Here is a 16,850-nt window from a genome sequence, read left to right on the forward strand (position 1 = left end):
CGCCCTGAGCCTGTCGAAGGGCCAAGCCAGAGGTGGTCGGCCCGACGATCAAGCTCAGGGAGCGTTCGGGCGCGGGCGGAGCAAGGCCGGTAGGGCGACGGCGAGGGCGAGCATCGGGATCGCCATCGCGGCCACGGCCACGGTGATCGGCAGGCCGACCGACAACCCGGCGATCGCGCCGAACGTGATCAAGGCCGTGCACTCGCCACCGAAGCCGGCCACGGAGGTCACGGTGGCCCGGGCCTCCCCCGTGATCGCGTGCTGCAGCCGGATCTGGGCGTGCACGGTGACGAACGTCGTCGCGGTCAGCGCGACGGCCAGCCCGGCGAAGCCCGCCGGGTGATCGGCCAGGGCACCGGCGGCCAGCGCCGCCGCGCCGATGATCAACACCGTGGTCGGGACCAGCCGGCCGGTCGTCGACCAGCGCCCGGCGGCCCAGCTCGCGGCGGCGGACAGGGCTCCTTGGCCCGCCAGCAGGATCGGGATCAGCTCGGTCGGCACGCCGTGCCCGTCCAGCAGCAGCGGTACGTACTCGTCGAATGCGCCGAGCCCGAGGCCGACGAGCACGATCAACAGCGCGAACACGGTCCGGTTGCGGCGTGCCTCGAGCAGCCCGCTGCGCAGGGTGCCCAGATAGCCGCGGAATCCGCCGCCGACCCGGCCGGTCCGCGGCCGCTCGGGCAGGGTCCAGGACAGGACGGCTTCGGCGACGCAGACCGCCGCGCTGACCCAGCCGACCAGCGGGAAGCCGCCGATGATCAACAGCGGGGTGGCGGCCAGGGTCGCGCCGACGTTCGCGAGCAGCTTCACCGTGCCGGCCGTCCCGATGATCGGCCCGTAGCGGGTCGCGGCACCGGTCGCGGCGAGTTCGTCGTACACGAGGGCTTCGAAGGTGCCCGACCGGACCGCGCTGGAGGCACCCCAGAGGACGAAGCCGAGCGCGAACACCGGGTACGACGGCACGGTCACCCACAGCGCGAAGGCGGCGGCGCGGATCAGGGCGGCGATGATCAACAGGCGACGCCGGGACACCCGGTCGGCCAGCGCGCCGGACGGGATCTCCAGCGCGAAGGCGACGGCCGACCAGATGATCAACAGCGACGAGATCTGCGCGGCCGACAGCCCGCTGGCCGCGAACAACAACGCATAGACCGGGTAGAGCGGGATCGCGTCGCGCAGCGCGGACAGCGCGTAGACCGTCCGGGCCAAGGTTCATCGGTGTGGCAACATGCCACGACCGTAGCTGCCGTGCGGGCCGTGGTCCAGCCGAATTCCGCATCCCGTCACGGGCCGTTCACCCGGGGCCCGTACTCAAGAGGATCGTGTACGAGCTCAGCAGGATTCTGCGTTCCGGAGCGGGGCGGCGCGGGCTAGCGTGCCGCTCGTGAAGGCATCGACGAAGACCTTGATCGCGGTGCTGGCCGCCGCCCTGTTGGTGTTGATCCCACTGCCGGCGCAGGCCGAAGACGAGCCGATCACCGTCCAGGTGCTCGGCATCACCGACCTGCACGGCTATCTGGATCCGGCGCACAACCAGCGGGTGACCGGGCCGACCGGGGCGATCGACGTGGGCGGCGCCGCGTACCTGAAGGCGCACCTTGATCGACTTCGGGCGGATCAGCCGAACTCGTTCCTGATCGGCTCCGGTGATCAGTTCAGCGGCTGGCCGGACTACACCCAGGCCTTCGCCAACGAGCCGACGATCGAGGTGCTGAACGCGCTCGGGATGGACTTCGACGTCGCCGGCAACCACGAGTTCGACCGCGAGTTCCCGTTCCTGAAGCGGATGATGTCGGGCGAATGCTACGGCAAGCCGGGCTTCGACAGTTGTTTCCCTGATTCCACCGGGCAGCCGTTCGCCGGTGCCGACTACGGCTATCACTCGGCCAACATCATCGACCCGAAGACGAACCGCAGCGCGCTGCCGCCGTACTGGATCAGCGAGGTCCGCGGCCCCGGCGGCAAGATCATTCCGATCGGCTTCATCGGCGTGACCCTGCCCGGCACGCCGGAGGAGTCGCTGTCCATCGGGGGCAGCGGCTTCGAGTTCGAGGACCTGGTCACCGGCGCGAACCGGGCCGCCGAACAGCTGCAGGCCAAGGGCGTCGAGACGATCGTCGTCTCCGCCCACGACGGCGGCCAGCACAGCGGCCTCTACAACGAGTGCGAGAACCCGAACGGCTCGCTGTTCGACGCGGCCCGGAAGATGTCGCCCGCGATCGACGCGATCTTCGGCGGCCACTGGCACACCCAGTTCAACTGCATGATCCCCGATCCCAACGGCGACCCGCGGCCGGTGATCGAGGCCGGCGACAACGCCAAGCTGATCGGGGAGGTGCAACTGTCGATCGACCCGGCGACCGGTGACGTGATCCGGGACGCCACCAGGGCGACCAACCATCCGGTGACCAAGGACGTCACGCCGGATCCCAAGATCACCAAGATCGTCGACTACTGGCTGGCCAAGTGGCGGGCCCGGCAGGACGAGCCGCTGAGCAGCATCACGCGTGATCTTGAGTTCTCCACCACCCAGGAGAGCCGGATCATGAATCTGGCCGCGGATCTCTACCTGGCCGAGGCGAAGCACCGGCGGCACGGCAACGCCGACCTGGCGCTGGTGCCGCCGGACATCGGGGTCGACGTGGTGCCGCAGGGCCTGGCCTACGCACCGGGCACCTCGCCGGCGGACGCGCCCGGGCGGGTGCTCTACGGCGAGGCCTGGCCGGTGGTCGGCATCTCCCCGATCACCACCGTCAGCCTGACCGGCGCCGAACTCGATCAAGTGCTGGAGGAGCAGTGGCTGCCGCCGGCCTACGGCTGCAGCCGGTCGACCGCGCTCGCGGTGTCCGGCAACGTCTCGTACAGCTATGACGAGGGCAAGCCGCCCGGCCAGCGGATCGACCCGGCGAACGTACTGATCAACGGGCAGCCGCTGCGCGAGCTGCGGACCTATCGGGTGGCGACCACCGCGGTCCTCCTGCTGCACGGTCGGCAGTACGGCTACCCGACCGTCGAGGAGCAGCACGAGGACATGGTGCGCGCGCCGCGGATGGGCCAGGAGGTGCTCCTGAACTACCTGCGGGCCCACGCCCGGGTCAGTGATCCCGGGCTGGGCCGGGTGACCAAGGTGCCCGGGACTCCGCCTCCGGTCGACGGCCCGTTCGGTCCGCTGGAATTCCTTCCCCAGAAGGAGATCAAGGCCACCGCCACCAGCCAGGGCAACGCCGCGCACGGCCCGGCCTCGGCGATCGACGGCAAGTGCTCCACCATGTGGCACTCGGCCTGGGCCCCGCACGCCCCGCTGCCGCAGTCGATCACTCTTGATCTTGGTCAGTCCCGAGCGATCGAGGCCCTGGTCTACACACCCCGCCAGGACGCCGCCGTGCCGAACGGCCGGATCTCGGAGTACCGGATCGAGGGCAGTGCCGACGGCCAGGCCTTCACCACGATCACTACGGGCACCTGGGACGGCACCATCGACGCCAAGATCGCCCGGTTCCCGGCCGGCACCCAGGCCCGCTACGTCCGCCTGGTCGGCGTGGCCGGCGGCGCCGACTACGCCGCCGCCAGCGAACTCAACATCGCCCTCACCCCCTGACCAACCCGCCGACCGGTCACCAAAGCAGCGGTTTGGGCGGCGTGTCGCTGCAGAACTGACCGGTCGGCGAGGGTAGGCCGGTGCGGGGCGACCGCCGAGGGTCGGGTCGGTCCGTCGCGAGGCTGGGGGTTGGCGAGGCCCTGCTCACGGCGCGCTCCTCGGTGCGGGATCCGGGCCGACCGCACCACCTTCCGCCGGACCGCCACTGCGAAGGGACGTACCGGTGCCCTGGACCTGCCGGGCCGGACCTGGCGAGACCGTCCGGCCATCGATCGCGTCGAGGGGATCTACCTGGCGGCGAATCGGGGCCTGACGGCTTCGGGCGGGTCGCTACTCGCGGATCCAGCCGAGCTCGACGGCTCGCGTGCGCATCGACGCGTCGATGGCGGGCAGGGTGAGGAACTAGACGGCGTACAGGAGGACGACGAGGCCCAACGTCACCAGCCAGGCGCGATGATCACTGCTGTGGGTACGGGGTCCGGCCGACCGCCCGACGAGCCGGCGGTCGGCCGGACGCAACGCCCACGACACGATCGCCAGCAGGGCGAAGATCAGCGGAACTCCCCAGAGATCGAACCCGCCGCCGAGGACCAGGTGCGACACGACGGCACCGGACCACAGGAAGAATGCCCCGACGTACGCCCACTCCTTGATCAACGGCAGCCCGGGTACCATGATCACGACCGCGGCGCCGGCCTGCCAGACGCCGAGAACGTACGCCAGATAGTCGGGGTAGCCCAGGTGCCGCAGCTGCGCCTCGATCCAGTCGATCGTCAGCAGGTTCCACACCGCCCCGGAGGCCAGTTCGTACCCGATCGCCAACGTGGCGGCCCAGAAGAGCAGGGTACGGACGCAGTGCCGGATCCCGCCGGTCCGCAGGTTGGCGGCGGACGTGTCGGCGGCCGCCGCCGAGAGGGCACGGGTTGAAGAGGGGGACAACTCGACTCCTTGATCGTTTCGGGTACGGGACGGGTCCGCCTGATCGGGCGGTGATCACGGCCGAGGTCGCCGCAGCGAAGGGCTCGGCCCGAACCGACCCGCATGATCGTGGCCATCCACCCCCGTGCGCACCGCGTCTCCTGCCCTGCCGTCATTTCTCTGACGGCTCCACTGCCGACTCTGTCAGGTGACGTGATGCAGTTCACATCTCTGGCGTCGGCCCGGGCGACGCGCTGGCAGCCCGGTAGCCGGAGGGGGACTGGCCGTGGCGGCGGGCGAACTGGCGGCTGAAGTAGTGCGGCGCGTCGAAGCCGACGGCGCGGGAGATCTGGGCGATCGAGAGGTCGGTCGCGGCGAGCAACTCGGCGGCGCGCTGCAGCCGCAGCCCGAGCACGACGTTCATGATCGAATCGCCGACCTGCTCCTTGAACAGGTGGGCCAGCCGGGAGACCGAGACCTGGGCCATCCCGGCCAGCTGGGTCAACGTGTGCGCCTTCGCGGGATCGGTGGTGATCGCGTCGAGCACCAGCTGGACCCGGGAGTCGAGCTGCCGGGTGCCCTGGCGCAGGCTGCTGATCGCGACCAGCAGCACCTCCTCGATGCCGTTCAACGCGAGTTGGGTGGCCAGAGTTTGATCAAGCAGATGCAGGTAGGTGTCGCCGGTCGGTGACAGGCCGGCCCGCTGCGCGTCCAGGTGCAGCCGGGTGAAGGCGGACAGCACCCGGTCGGTCTCCGACGGCCGCTGCAGCCGGACGTGATGGACCCCGGGCAGGGCCTCCGGCAGCGCGAACCAGGAGTGCCAGTCCCGGCGGGGCTGGAAATGCGCCCACCAGTTGTCCCAGTGCGCGCCGACGGTCGCGTAGTCGTGCTCGGTGCCCGGCCGGACCAGCGCCAGGTCGCCGTGCCGGAGCGCGACCGTGTTGTCGCCGACCCGGAACCGGCCCGCGCCGGCGACGGTGTAGACGAGGTACCAGCTGCCGACGCCGTCCGGCCGGACCACCCGGTAGTCCGGCCCGCTGTGGAAGTGCCCGGTCACCAGCCGGCTCGGCGGCGGGGTCTCGCTGTAGAGCTCGATCAGCAGCTGCGTAGCAAGATCGTGCTCGATCTCAGCAGCCTCGTTCATGGTCATCCCCCTGGATCTCACCCTAGTGTCGAGCAACATCCTGCTAGTGGAAGGTCCTTTCGTCCATGCCCTTCGAACCGGTCGCCGAGATCTCCTGCGATCCCCGTACCGTGCAGATCTTCGAGCACGGCTGGCAGTCCTGGAGCCCGAGCGGCTGGTACCGGCCGGGCGAACAGCCGCCCCGGCCGACGGCGCCGAACCACCTCGTGATGGCGTACCGGCCGGAGGTGAACCGCCCGGTCGAGCCGCTGCCGCTGGGTTGGTTCCAGGGCGAGGGTCTACTGGCGGTCGCGTACGACGATCAGGTGGCGGTCTTCGCTGCGCCGACGCCGGACCGGGTGCCGACGCTGCGCTGCGAGGTGCGGGCGGGCTCCGTGGTGATCACCGCGGACGGTGACGTGGAGCACCGGACGAAGGCGTACCGGGATCCCGACCAGGCGCTGGCCGACTGGGCCGCTGAGTTCGCAGTTCGGCACGGCACCGTCGACCCGCAGGTCTTCGGCCCAGGCTGGTGCAGCTGGTACGCCTACTGGGGCAAGGTCACCGAGCGGGACGTGATGACCGACGTCCGGGCCATCGATGATCATGACCTGAGCGTCGACCTGATCTTGCTCGACGAGGGCTACCAGTCCGAGATCGGTGACTGGCTGACCACCCGGGACGACTTCGGTTCCACGGTACGGCTCGCGCACGACATCCGGTCGTCGGGCCGGCGGGCCGGCATCTGGGTGGCGCCGTTCCTGGTCGGCGCGAAGAGCGAGATCGCCCGGCGGCATCCGGAGTGGCTGGTCGGCGGCGCGACGGCCGGGCACAACTGGAAACAACAGCAGTTGATCTTGGATGTGACCCATCCGGGCGCGGCCGCGCACCTGACCGACGTGTTCACCGAGCTGTGCCGGCAGGGCTACGACCACTTCAAGCTCGACTTCGTCTACGCCGGGGCGATCGAGGGCCGCCGCCATGATCAGGTCGACGGCATCGAGGCGTACCGGCTCGGCATGTCCTTGATCAGGAACGCGGTCGGGGAGAACCGGATCCTGCACGGCTGCGGCGCCCCGATCCTGCCCAGCATCGGCCTGGTCGACCTGATGCGGGTGTCGCCGGACACGGACCCGCTGGTCGAGCCGCCGAGCGGCGACATCAGCCAGCCCGGCCAGCACGGCGCCCGGGTGACCTCGCAGGCCCGGGACTTCCTGCACGGCCGGTTCTGGGCCAACGACCCGGACTGCCTGATCGTCCGCCCGGGAGTTCAAGATCGCGAGGCGTGGGCCGACCACATCGAACGCTCGCCCGGTCTGCGGCTGGCCAGCGACCCGATCGCCGCCCTGGACGACTGGGGCCTGGCCCGCACCAGGGAACTGTTGATCGCCAGCTCATCGGACCCGGTCGATGCTTAGACCGACCGCCCGCCACACCCGCAGCCGGCAGACGCTTCGGCGCGGGCTGACCGGCTACGCCATGCTGGCGCCGAGCATGATCGGGATCCTCGGCTTCCTGCTCGCACCGGTGCTGATCGTGATCATCGTCAGCCTGTTCGACTGGAAGCTGCTCGGCACGCCGCGGTTCGTCGGACTGAAGAACTACGCCAAGCTGTTCGGCGACGAGGGCGTCGGCCACTCGCTGCTGGTGACCGTCGGATACGTGCTGATCTGCGTGCCCGGCACCACGATCCTGTCCCTGCTGCTGGCCACCCTGGTGAACCGGAAACTCAAGGGTATGAAGTACTTCCGGGCGCTGCTGGTGATCCCGTGGATGGCCGCACCGGTCGCGCTCGGCCTGGTCTGGGGCTGGATCTTCGACCCGGCCCGCGGCGCGATCAACTCGTTCCTCGGCCTGGTCGGCATCGCCGGTCCGTCCTGGCTCTCGACGCCGGAGCTGGCGCTGCCGTCGGTCGCGGCCGTGCACGTCTGGCAGTTCGCCGGCTACAACATGCTGTTCTTCCTGGCCGGGCTGCAGAACATCCCGGAGAGCCTGCGCGAGGCGTCCGCCCTGGACGGCGCGTCGGCGGTGCGGCACTTCTTCACGATCACGCTGCCGCTGCTCCGGCCGACGCTGCTGTTCGTGCTGATCACCAACGTGATCGGTTCGTTCCAGGCGTTCGACACGATCTACGTGATGACCGAGGGCGGGCCCGGCGACAGCACCGAGGTGATCACGTACCACATCTACCACCAGGCGTTCGAGAGGTTCGACTTCGGCTACAGCTCGACGATCTCGGTCGCGCTGTTCGTGATCATCCTCGCGGTCAGCCTGGCCCAGTTCGCCTACTTCGAGCGTCGCACGACGTACGACGTCTCCTGAGGAGTCCGGCATGTCACGATCATCGATTCCGGCCAGCATCGCGGCGTACGCGATCCTGGTGATCGGCGCCGTGTTCGCCGTGTTCCCGTACCTGATCACGGTGCTCACCGCGTTCAAGGGGCCGGGCGAACTGTTCGCCACGCTGCCCTGGCAACCGTCCTGGCCGCCGAGCCTGGCCGCGTTCGACCGGCTGTTCGAGTCCGGGTTCGGCGGCTATCTGCTCAACACCGTCGTCGTCACGGTGATCATCGTCGCCGGCCAGTTGATCTTCGGCACGCTGGCCGCGTACTCGTTCGCCCGGATCGCGTTCCCCGGCCGGGACGTGCTGTTCTGGATCTACCTGTCCACGATGATGGTGCCGGCCGTCGTCACGATGATCCCGCTCTATCTGATGATGCAGCGGCTCGGCCTGATCGACAGCTGGGCCGGGCTGGTGCTGCCGACGATGTTCGGCACGCCGTACGCGATCTTCCTGCTCCGCCAGTTCTTCCGGACCATCCCGGCCGACCTCGAGGACGCGGCCCGGATCGACGGCGCCGGCACGGTCCGGACGCTGGTGTCGATCATCCTGCCACTGTCCAAGCCGATCCTGGTCACGGTGACCACGCTCGCCGTGGTCGGCAGTTGGAACAGCTTCCTCTGGCCGTTGATCATCACCAGCAGCCAGGAGAAACGGCTGCTCTCGGTCGGGATCGCCTTGTTCAAGGGCGAAGTCGGCGTCGACTACAACGCGGTGATGGCCGGCAGCCTGATCGCGCTGGCGCCGCTGCTCATCCTGTTCGTCTTCTTCCAACGATTCATCGTCCGCTCCGTCGCGGTCACCGGCCTCAAGTAGGCCGGCAACAATCAGGAGGCACTCTCATGTCACGCACCTTTCCACGACGCACGTTGCTGATCAGCGCCGCCGGGACGGTGGCCCTGTCGGCCTGCGGCAACCAGGAGCCCACGCCCAGCGCGCCCGGGGAGAAGGTCGAGCTGGTCTACCGGCTCTGGGACGAGCAGCAGGAGGTCGGCTACCAGGACGTGTTCGAAGCGTTCACCGCCGAGAACCCGGACATCACGGTTCGGATGGAACTGCTGCCCTGGGACCAGTACTGGACCAAGCTCACCGCCGAACTGGCCTCCGGCAACGGCCCGGACGTGTTCTGGCTGACCGTCGACCGGTTCCCGGACCTGGCCTCGAAGGGGGTGCTGGCGCCGATCCAAGATCAACTGGCCGAGGCCGGGATCGACCTGGCCAACTATCACCCGAACGTCGTGAACTCGTACAAGTATGAAGATCAACAGTACGGGATGCCGAAGGACCTCGGCGTCGTCGGCATGCTCTACAACAAGGACCTGATCAAGAAGGCCGGAGTGGACGAGCCGGGCGATCTGGAGTGGAAGCCGGACGGCTCCGGCTCGTTCGAGGAGCTGGCCCGGAAGCTGACCGTCGACAAGGCGGGCAGGACGGCCGGCGAGGCGGGCTTCGACCCGGCCAAGATCAAACAATGGGGCTTCCTGTCCTGGAACCACGGCCAGACCACCTGGCTGAACTGGATCGCCGGCAACGGCGGCCAGGTGAAGGACCCGGCCACCGGCACGTTCGCGTACGCGTCGCCGAAGTCCGTCGAGGCGCTGCAGTGGGCCCGGGACCTGATCTTCACATGGCACGTGTCCCCGGACGGCACCCGGACCAACCCGCCGACCGGCCAGGCCACCGAGATGTTCTACCGCGGCGAGGTGGCCATGTTCGACGCCAACAACGCCCTGCTGCCGTTCGCCCTGCCGGAGGTGAAGTTCGAGATCGGCGTCGCCCCGATCCCGAAGGGCCCGGCCGGTCGCTCCGTGATGATCAACGGCTTGGGCGAGGTCGCCTATGCCGCCTCGAAGCACCCGGAGCAGACCATGAAGTTGATCATGTTCCTCGGCTCGGAGAAGGCGCAGAAGATCATGGGCGACGCCGGCTACGTCATCCCGGCCCTGAACGGCGCGAGCGACGGCTACGTGGCGTACTGGAAGGGCAAGGGGATCGACGTCACCCCGTACCTGGAATCGGCCGCCGGCACCACGTTCAACATGCCGGTCGGCGAGGACTGGGTCGCCAAGGACCCGGAGATCAACAAGGCCGCCTCCGACCTGTTCCTGAACAAGACCCCGGTTGCCGAGGTCGCCGCGAAGATGGACGAGATCGCCAACGAGAGCTAGAAGTCGACTCCCAGGACCACCAGGCACTCCGGACCCAGGCGCCGGACCGAGGCGGGCAGTCTGAGCGGTGTGTCCTCGCAGTCCGGTACGCGGACTCCCGTTCCCGTGACGTGCGTCCCCTCCAGGATTCGAGCGCCGTGGTACTGCGCGACTCCGCGTTTCTTGCCCTCGGTGTAGCCCTCGGTGGCAGGCAGCCACGCCACGATGGTCACGGCGCCGTCGGCTCCGTCCTCGAGCAGGACGAAGCACTCGCAGTCGTCGTTGTACAGCAGACGTCCGGACCAGGTTTCGCCCGACGGGTCGTAGACCGGGAGATCGGAACGGGTCGCGATCAGGACGTGGGGCGGTGCGGCGGACACGTACAGGGTGAAACCGTCGTGCGGTGCGGTCTCCCCGGTCGGGATCGGTGTCCCGATCGTCGGGGTCGGCGGGAGTGCCGGCTGCATCGACCGGCCGGTCCCGAACACCACCGCCAAGGCGGCGACCATGCCGACGATCAGCCCGACCGTGGCGGCGACCAGCAACGGGCGCCAGCGTCGGACGGCTCGGGCCGGGGCTTGCCGCAGCGCGGGCCGCGGTGGAATCGGCAGCTGATCGGCCACCTCGCGGAGTTCGCGGCGCAGGGCATTTTCCAGTTGCTCGTTCATCTCACTTCTCCCTTCCTGCGGCCGAGATCCGCCGCTCCGAGCGCCGCTCGCAGTGCCTTGAGCGCACGGTGTGCGGTGGACTTCACGTTGCCCCGTGAGCAGCCGAGAGCCTCGGCGATCTGCTCCTCGCTGAGGTCCTCGAAGTAGCGCAGCACGATCACGGCCCGTTGCCGGGGCGGCAGTGATCTCAGGTGCGGCCAGAGCATCAGCTGGTCCTCCGGCCCCGGCCGCGGGTGCGGTTGCTCGTGCCCGGACCAGCAGTCGGTCAAGAGTTCCAGACGGTGCCGCTTCGAGCGCCGACCGGACAGGAACGTGTTGGTGAGCATGTGCCGCAGATAGGCCTCAGGTACGGCCGCGGCGACCACGCGCGACCAGGACTGGTAGGCCTTCTCCAGCGTCTGCTGAGCGACGTCCTCGGCGTCGGCATGGTTGCCGGTGAGAAGGTACGCCGAGCGATAGAGCGCCGGCCAGGCGCCGCCGGCGTACTCCTCGAAGGTCGCCGTGCCGGGGCTGCTCGTTTCGGGCTGGACCATCTGACACCACCCTTCCGGCCGACTGACTCCTGCAGAAGGTCAGAAGGTTGCTCCGGTGTCCGTGAAGTATCACCCCGGCCACGATCGATGTGGATTTCCGCCGCGACTGACCGGCTGAAATTCACTGCGGTCGTGCGCAGTGTGCCGCGCCGAAGATCAGCCTGCCCGCAGCCAGCTGATGAACCGTCTGCGAGAATGTCTGGCGTGATGCTGACCCTTTGATCGCCCCGGGCTGATCAGCCTGGGCGAGGACGGCCTGCGGCGCGTGGACCACCTGGAGTCCGCGTGCCCGGTTCCTTTGTCCTCGATCAACTCCAGGAGTCACCACATGTCCTTCGCTCAGCCAACCCCGCACGGCTACGAGCTCGAACCCGAACTGCACCGCACCTTGCGCGGACGGCCGCCCGCCGCAGTGCTGAACTGGCTCCTCGACCAGCTCGGTGCGACCAAGATCGTCGAGGTGGAAGCACTCCCCGGCGGTACGTCCTCAGCCGTGCACAAGGTGCTGCTCGGCAGCCGCAACGGCACGATGCTTCCCGTCATCCTCCGTCGCTACGTCCTGGACTGGCTTGCCGAGGAGCCGTGGACTCCGGGCAACGAGGCCCACGTCCTCGGCTTGCTGGCCGACAGCCCGGTCGCGGCCCCGCGGCTGCTTGCGGCCGATCTTGACGGCGCCGTCTCCGGTGCGCCGACCGTCGTGATGTCGTGGTTGCCTGGCCGGGTGGACTGGCGGCCGCGCGACCTCGAGAGTTGGCTGCGGCGGCTGGCCGAGGCCCTGCCGACCATCCATGCCGTGCCGGTCGACGGCCGGCTGCGCGGGTTCGCTCCCTATCCGCCGGAGCGGCCGCTGCCGCCGTCCTGGTCACGGCACCCGGACGCCTGGCGGCGCGCGGTCGAGCTCTTCGAGGGGCCGCAGCCGGACGTGCCGCAGGTCTTCCTGCACCGCGACTACCATCCCGGCAACGTGTTGTGGTCACAAGATCACGTCAGCGGCATCGTGGACTGGCCCAGCGCGTGTGTCGGCGCCGCCGAGGCGGACGTCGGGCACTGCCGGGCCAACCTGGCGCGCCAGTTCGATCTTGATGTCGCCGACCGGTTCTTGGGCCTCTGGCAGACGGTGTCCGGAACGGCCGACTACCACCCGTACTGGGATCTCACGGACGTCATCTCCTGGACCGGCAGCGACGTCGAACCGGATCCGGCGCTCGACGCGTTCGTCGCCGCCGCGGCCGGTCGGCTCTGATCGGCCACCGGAGTCGCTGCTGACGTACCCGATGAGTTCGGTCGCCGGAGGCAGTCTGATCCAGGGCAACGTCACCTATCGAAGCAGGGGGAGCAATCCATGAGCTTTCAGGCCTACCTGGACAATCTCGAGAAGAAGACCGGCCGGACTCCGGCGGAGCTGCTCGCGGAGGCGCAGGAGCGGGGCATCACGTCGACGGCCAAGGCCCAGGTGGTGGTCGACTGGCTGGCCTCGGAGTACGGCGTCGGACGTGGGCATGCGATGGCGCTGTACAAGGTGATCAAGGACGGGGCGACGATCAGCGACAAGCATGTGGGCAGTACGGGTGCGCATCGGGATCCGTCGACCGAGTTGCGGCTGGACGGCATCGCCCGGCGCTGATCAGCGGATCTTCGCGCCGTAGACGTGCGCGACCTTCAGCACCAGCAGCACGCGCCGGTCCGAGACCATCACGGAGCGGTACTCGTCCCAGTCGGGATGCTCGCCGGCGGCCTTGCGGTAATAGTCGACCAGGGCCTCGACCTCGGGGCCGGCCGGGTCGGTGCCCGGGCCGATCAGCGTCGCCGGACCTTCGGCGGTGGCCCAGGCCCAGCCGTCGGCGCTGGTCACCTCCAGGGCGGCGCGTGGGTCCCGGCGCAGGTTCGCCGTCTTGGCGCGGCCGTCGGTGATCGAGACCAGGATCGTCTCGTTCTCCCGGTCGTAGAACGGGGTCACCGGGGACAGTTGCGGCAGGCCGTTGGCCTTGATCGTCGCCAGGACGCCGAGGGTGCTCGCCGCGAGCAGGTCGCGGGGCTCGAAATCGGTCACATCCGGCTGCAAGCCCGCTCCGCCGCCGGTTATTCCCGCGCCAGGCCCGCCCATTAGGCTGGCCGGCATGCGCGTCCTGATCATCGGTTCCGGCGGGCGCGAGCACGCGCTCGCCCTCGCGATCGCTGCAGACCCGGCGGTGGACGAGGTCCACGTCGCCCCCGGCAACCCGGGGATCGCCGAGATCGCGACCCTGCACCCGATCGATCAGCTGGACGGCGCCGCGGTGGCCACGCTGGCCGCCGGCCTCGCGGCCGATCTGGTCGTGGTGGGTCCCGAGGCGCCGCTGGTGGCCGGTGTTGCCGATGCGGTACGGGAAGCGGGCATCGCCGTCTTCGGGCCGTCCGGTGCGGCCGCCCGGATCGAGGGCAGCAAGGCGTTCGCCAAGGAGGTCATGGCCGCCGCCGGCGTGCCGACCGCGCAGTCGCGGAACTGCTCGACCCAGGCCGAGATCGAGGCCGCGCTCGACGAGTTCGGGCCGACCTACGTGGTCAAGGACGACGGGCTGGCCGCGGGCAAGGGCGTCGTGGTGACCGACGACCGGTCGCTCGCGCTGGAGCACGCGCTGCGCTGCGCGCCGGTGGTGATCGAGGAGTTCCTGGACGGGCCCGAGGTGAGCCTGTTCGCGATCTGCGACGGGACGGAGGTACGGCCGCTGCGCCCGGCGCAGGACTTCAAGCGGGCGTACGACGACGACGCCGGCCCGAACACCGGCGGGATGGGCGCCTACACGCCGCTGCCGTGGGCGCCGGATGATCTTGTGACCGAGGTGCTGGCGACCGTGCTGCAGCCGACCGTGGACGAGCTGCGCCGGCGCGGCACCCCGTTCGTCGGGCTGCTCTACGCCGGCCTGGCACTGACCGCTCGGGGCATCCGGGTGGTCGAGTTCAACGCCAGGTTCGGCGACCCGGAGACCCAGGCCCTGCTGCCCTTGCTGCGGACGCCGCTGGCCACGCTGCTCGCCGCCGCCGCGGCCGGAACACTGGCCGGACAGCCCGAACTGGAGTGGGCCGACGGTGCCGCGGTGACGGTGGTGCTGGCCAGCCAGGGCTATCCGGAATCACCGCGCAGCGGCGATCCGTTGATCATCCCGGAACTGCCCCAGGGCGTGCACGCCGTCCACGCGGGTACGGCGCTCGATGATCAAGGTCGGCTGGTCAGCGCCGGCGGCCGGGTCCTCGCCGTCGTCGGCTCCGGTGCCGATCTCGGGGCCGCGCGGGAGCTGGCGTACCGGGGAATCGAGCGGATCGGGCTGGACGGGTCGTTCTATCGGCGTGACATCGGTACAGCGGCCGCTGCCGCCACGGTAGGGAGTTGATCATGGTCGTGCCGAACGTGCTGGCCTCGCGCTATGCCTCCGAGGCGATGCGCGCGATCTGGTCGCCGGAGCAGAAGATCATCGCCGAGCGCCGGCTCTGGCTGGCCGTGCTCGCCGCGCAACGTGATCTTGGTGTCGACTTCGGCGGCGACGACCCGGCGACCGTCATCGACGCGTACACGAAGGTCGTCGAGCAGGTCGACCTCGCCTCGATCGCGGAGCGGGAACGGATCACCCGGCACGACGTCAAGGCGCGGATCGAGGAGTTCAGCGACCTGGCCGGTTTCGAGCACGTCCACAAGGGCATGACCAGCCGGGACCTCACCGAGAACGTGGAACAGCTGCAGCAGCTGGCTTCGCTGCGGCTGGTCCGGGACCGGATCGTCGCCGTGCTGGCCCGGCTCGGTCGGCTCGCCGTCGAGTACGGGGAGCTGGCGATGGCCGGCCGGTCGCACAACGTGGCGGCCCAGATCACCACGCTGGGCAAGCGATTCGCGACCGCGTCCGACGAGTTGATCATCGCCTACCGCCGGATCGAGGAGTTGATCACCCGCTATCCACTACGGGGAATCAAGGGCCCGGTCGGCACCGGCCAGGACATGCTCGACCTGCTTGGCGGCGACGCCGACAAACTGGCCCAGCTGGAGCAGCGGGTCGCCGAGCATCTCGGCTTCGACGCGGTGCTGACCAGCACCGGCCAGGTCTACCCGCGCTCGCTGGACTACGAGGTGGTCACCGCGCTGGCCCAGGCCGCGGCCGCACCGTCCAACGTGGCCACCAGCATCCGGCTGATGGCCGGGCACGAGCTGGTCACCGAGGGCTTCCGGCCCGGCCAGGTCGGGTCCAGTGCCATGCCGCACAAGATGAACACGCGTTCCTGCGAACGGGTGAACGGTCTGTCGGTGATCATCCGCGGCTACGTCTCCATGATCGGCGAGCTCGCCGGTGATCAATGGAACGAGGGCGACGTGTCCTGCTCGGTGGTCCGCCGGGTCGCGCTGCCGGACGCGTTCTATGCGCTGGACGGACTGTTCGAGACGTTCCTCACCGTACTGGACGACTTCGGTGCCTACCCGGCCGTGATCGACGCCGAGCTGCGCCGCTACCTGCCGTACCTGACCACGACCAAGATCTTGATGGCCGCGGTCCGGCGGGGCGTCGGCCGGGAAGCTGCGCACGAGGCGATCAAGGAACACGCGGTCGCCGTCGCTCTTGATCAACGCCAATCCGGCCGCCCCGGGAATGATCTTTACGACCGCCTCGCCGCCGACCCGCGGCTCGGCCTGACCCGAGCGGACCTGGACGCCCTGGCCGCCGACCCGCTCGACCTGGCCGGCGTCGCCCCGCAACAGGTCCAGGCCCTCGCCGCCCGCATCACCGAGATCACCGGCGCCCACCCCGAGGCCGCCGGCTACACCCCCGGCCCAACCCTGTAGCCGGTCCATGATCACGAGCGACGACTGGACCTACGTCGTCACCGACATCGAGACCGACGGGCCGTGGCCCGGTCCGAACTCGATGCGATCCTTCGCCTCCGTCGCGGTCACCGCTGTCGGCGAGCAACTCGGAGTCTTCGAGGCGGTGCTGGAACCGCTGCCCGGGGCGGCACCGAACCCGGACACGCTGGCCTGGTTCCAGACCCAGGGCGATGCCTGGGCGGCCGCGACCACCGGCCAGCGGCCGATTCCCGAGGTGCTGGCCGACTTCACGGCCTGGGTCGGTGGTCTGCCCGGCCGGCGCATGTTCGCCGCCTGCCCGATCGCGTTCGACGGCACCTGGTTCGACTACTACCTGCGCCGCTACACCAGCTACGGCCTGGCCCAGGGACCGTACGAGGCGGAGCGGCTCTTCGACGGGCCCGGCCTCTGCCTGCGCAGTTACGCGGCGGCGGTGACGGGCCTGCCGGTCGCCGACGCCGGACCGGAGACGCTGCCGCCGGACTGGTTCGGCGACGTGCCGCACACCCACCGTGCCATCGACGACGCCCTCGGCTACGCCAACCTGCTCGTGGAACTGTTCCGCCGGTCCTCCGGCCGTTGACCCGGAGTGGGGTGGATCTGGCCGGGCGTTCGCGGCCGGAAGTTACCCACAGACGGGGTGAGGCGAATTCGGTTGTCCACAGATTTTCTTCTGGGCGGCTGATTCCTAGGGTTC

The 16,850-nt window shown here is 69.5% G+C and carries 16 protein-coding genes; 10 read left to right on the top strand and 6 right to left on the bottom strand.

Annotated elements, in window-relative coordinates; translation table 11 throughout:
• Positions 1-54 precede the first annotated feature (54 nt).
• On the bottom strand, positions 55-1,209 hold the full coding sequence (locus BKA15_RS20535) for an MFS transporter (RefSeq protein ID WP_179753879.1): 1,155 nt from the start codon (positions 1,207-1,209) through the stop codon (positions 55-57).
• Positions 1,210-1,384: 175 nt separating this feature from the next.
• Here BKA15_RS20535 and BKA15_RS20540 point away from each other — a divergent pair, with 175 nt between their 5' ends.
• Positions 1,385-3,598, top strand: coding sequence for a discoidin domain-containing protein (locus tag BKA15_RS20540; RefSeq protein WP_179753881.1), 2,214 nt, complete (start codon positions 1,385-1,387; stop codon positions 3,596-3,598).
• A gap of 402 nt (positions 3,599-4,000) precedes the next feature.
• Here BKA15_RS20540 and BKA15_RS20545 read toward each other — a convergent pair whose 3' ends face one another.
• Together BKA15_RS20545 and BKA15_RS20550 are read right to left on the bottom strand one after the other, a co-directional pair.
• Positions 4,001-4,537, bottom strand: a complete 537-nt coding sequence (locus tag BKA15_RS20545) for a DoxX family protein (RefSeq protein WP_179753883.1) — start codon at positions 4,535-4,537, stop codon at positions 4,001-4,003.
• A 202-nt stretch (positions 4,538-4,739) separates the two neighbouring features.
• Positions 4,740-5,666: a helix-turn-helix domain-containing protein gene (locus BKA15_RS20550; RefSeq protein WP_179753885.1), complete on the bottom strand. Its 927-nt coding sequence runs from the start codon at positions 5,664-5,666 to the stop codon at positions 4,740-4,742.
• Between the two features lie 59 nt (positions 5,667-5,725).
• Between BKA15_RS20550 and BKA15_RS20555 the strand changes: the two genes are divergently transcribed.
• Genes BKA15_RS20555 through BKA15_RS20570 form a run of 4 tightly spaced genes read left to right on the top strand, consistent with a single transcriptional unit; the run spans position 5,726 to position 10,148 of the window.
• Positions 5,726-7,057: a glycoside hydrolase family 36 protein gene (locus tag BKA15_RS20555; protein ID WP_179753886.1), complete on the top strand. Its 1,332-nt coding sequence runs from the start codon at positions 5,726-5,728 to the stop codon at positions 7,055-7,057.
• A complete protein-coding gene (locus BKA15_RS20560; RefSeq protein WP_246322393.1) occupies positions 7,050-7,961 on the top strand; it encodes a carbohydrate ABC transporter permease in 912 nt (303 codons plus the stop codon). The genes BKA15_RS20555 and BKA15_RS20560 overlap by 8 nt, the downstream gene beginning before the upstream one ends.
• Before the next feature lie 10 nt (positions 7,962-7,971).
• The gene (locus tag BKA15_RS20565) at positions 7,972-8,796 is read left to right on the top strand and encodes a carbohydrate ABC transporter permease (RefSeq protein ID WP_179753889.1); all 825 of its coding nucleotides are present in this window, start codon (positions 7,972-7,974) and stop codon (positions 8,794-8,796) included.
• A 26-nt stretch (positions 8,797-8,822) separates the two neighbouring features.
• Complete coding sequence (locus tag BKA15_RS20570) at positions 8,823-10,148, top strand: ABC transporter substrate-binding protein (protein ID WP_246322394.1); 1,326 nt, start codon at positions 8,823-8,825, stop codon at positions 10,146-10,148.
• Here the strand turns inward: BKA15_RS20570 and BKA15_RS20575 are convergent.
• Together BKA15_RS20575 and BKA15_RS20580 are read right to left on the bottom strand one after the other, a co-directional pair.
• Entirely contained in the window at positions 10,145-10,795 is a 651-nt protein-coding gene (locus tag BKA15_RS20575) for a hypothetical protein (RefSeq protein ID WP_179753891.1), read from the bottom strand. The two genes, BKA15_RS20570 and BKA15_RS20575, sit on opposite strands and share 4 nt — an antisense overlap.
• A complete protein-coding gene (locus BKA15_RS20580; protein WP_179753892.1) occupies positions 10,792-11,328 on the bottom strand; it encodes a SigE family RNA polymerase sigma factor in 537 nt (178 codons plus the stop codon). Before BKA15_RS20580 ends, BKA15_RS20575 begins: the two co-directional genes overlap by 4 nt.
• A 328-nt stretch (positions 11,329-11,656) precedes the next feature.
• Between BKA15_RS20580 and BKA15_RS20585 the strand changes: the two genes are divergently transcribed.
• Together BKA15_RS20585 and BKA15_RS20590 are read left to right on the top strand one after the other, a co-directional pair.
• A complete protein-coding gene (locus BKA15_RS20585) occupies positions 11,657-12,571 on the top strand; it encodes a phosphotransferase family protein (RefSeq protein WP_179753894.1) in 915 nt (304 codons plus the stop codon).
• Positions 12,572-12,670: 99 nt separating this feature from the next.
• Positions 12,671-12,952 (top strand): DUF4287 domain-containing protein, encoded by a 282-nt coding sequence (locus BKA15_RS20590; RefSeq protein WP_179753896.1) that lies wholly within the window; start codon positions 12,671-12,673, stop codon positions 12,950-12,952.
• Here the strand turns inward: BKA15_RS20590 and BKA15_RS20595 are convergent, their stop codons facing one another.
• On the bottom strand, positions 12,953-13,390 hold the full coding sequence (locus tag BKA15_RS20595) for a PPOX class F420-dependent oxidoreductase (protein ID WP_246322395.1): 438 nt from the start codon (positions 13,388-13,390) through the stop codon (positions 12,953-12,955).
• A 55-nt stretch (positions 13,391-13,445) separates the two neighbouring features.
• Between BKA15_RS20595 and purD the strand changes: the two genes are divergently transcribed.
• From purD to BKA15_RS20610, 3 genes are read left to right on the top strand one after another with little or no spacing between them, the layout of a single operon-like run.
• Positions 13,446-14,696, top strand: coding sequence for a phosphoribosylamine--glycine ligase (gene purD / locus BKA15_RS20600; RefSeq protein ID WP_179753899.1), 1,251 nt, complete (start codon positions 13,446-13,448; stop codon positions 14,694-14,696).
• A 2-nt stretch (positions 14,697-14,698) separates the two neighbouring features.
• Positions 14,699-16,132 carry an adenylosuccinate lyase gene (purB, locus tag BKA15_RS20605; RefSeq protein ID WP_179753901.1) on the top strand — a complete coding sequence of 478 codons (1,434 nt, stop codon included), beginning with the start codon at positions 14,699-14,701 and terminating at the stop codon, positions 16,130-16,132.
• A gap of 7 nt (positions 16,133-16,139) precedes the next feature.
• Entirely contained in the window at positions 16,140-16,736 is a 597-nt protein-coding gene (locus BKA15_RS20610; protein ID WP_179753903.1) for a 3'-5' exonuclease family protein, read from the top strand.
• Positions 16,737-16,850: the final 114 nt, after the last annotated feature.

The sequence above is a fragment of the Microlunatus parietis genome (assembly GCF_013407955.1).
GTDB lineage: Bacteria > Actinomycetota > Actinomycetes > Propionibacteriales > Propionibacteriaceae > Microlunatus > Microlunatus parietis.